We start from the raw sequence: 1,280 nt of genomic DNA, 5'->3' as shown, positions 1-1,280 counted from the left end.
AAATATAATAAGTTATATGGGTTTTTAGAATTTTTTGATCATGTAACTGTATGTTCACATTTTAGTTTGATAGTCAATTCCGATTTAAATAGTCATAAAGAAAAGCGGCTAAATTAAATTAGCCGCTTTTTGATTTTTGCTTCGGTGTTAAGCTTCTGACAATGTTGCTTTATGTTCGTCCTCATCATCGTCATCAGCAGAATCCATGCCTAGCTCTTTTAACTTTCTGGTTAGGGTGTTACGACCCCAACCTAACAGCTCGGCTGCATGACGTTTGCGCCCACGAGTTTGCTGTAGTGCTGCATTAATTAAGGTGCGCTCAAACATTGGAGTAGCAATGTCTAAAATCTTCATTTCACCATTTTTAAGTTTTTGAATTGCCCATTGGCTTAGTAGCTCATCCCAATGGTGCAAAGAAATACGTTCAAAAGATGGTGCTGGTTGACTAGTCTCACTACTTTTTTGGAGTGGAACCTGTTTAAGCTCAGAAGGTAAATCTTCTGGATAAACCTCACGACCAGTAATCATGACGGTTAACCAACGGCAGGTATTTTCAAGCTGACGAACATTACCAGGCCATGGTAATTGTTGCATATAGTCCGTTGTTTCAGTGCGCAAAATTTTTGGACTTACGCCTAGCTCTTTACCCGCGCGAGCCAAGAAATGTTGAGCCAGCATCGGGATGTCTTCACTGCGATGTGCAAGCTTAGGAATATGAATTCGAATAACATTTAGACGATGGTATAAGTCTTCACGAAAACGACCTTCATTCACCAGTTTTTCTAAGTCTTGATGGGTTGCCGCGACAATTCTGACATCTACTTTAACCGGTATATGACCACCAACCCGGTAAAACTCACCATCTGCGAGCACACGTAACAATCGAGTCTGGGTTTCAAATGGCATGTCACCAATTTCATCAAGGAAGAGAGTTCCACCATTGGCTTGTTCAAATCGACCTTGATGTTGAGTATTGGCACCAGTGAATGCACCTTTTTCATGACCAAATAATTCCGTTTCGATTAAATCTTTAGGAATTGCTGCCATGTTTAAAGAAATAAAAGGCTTAGCGCGGCGTGGTGAATGTTTATGTAAAGCATGTGCAACCAGTTCTTTACCTGTGCCTGATTCACCATTAATTAAAACTGTAATATGCGACTGAGATAAACGACCAATCGCTCGGAAAACTTCTTGCATAGCAGGAGATTCGCCAATAATTTCTGTTGATTGTAGTGGTGAAGCTGTTTTTGTCGCTTCTTGCTGCTGCAATTTATTGATAT

General features: G+C 40.3%; 1 protein-coding gene. It reads right to left on the bottom strand.

The features are described 5' to 3' along the window. Positions 1-147 precede the first annotated feature (147 nt). On the bottom strand, positions 148-1,280 hold a 1,133-nt coding region (ntrC, locus tag VXQ92_RS18650), incomplete at its 5' end, for a nitrogen regulation protein NR(I) (RefSeq protein WP_416682808.1).

The organism is Acinetobacter sp. 228, from assembly GCF_048147885.1.
This window is presented reverse-complemented; position numbering and strand designations above follow the sequence as displayed.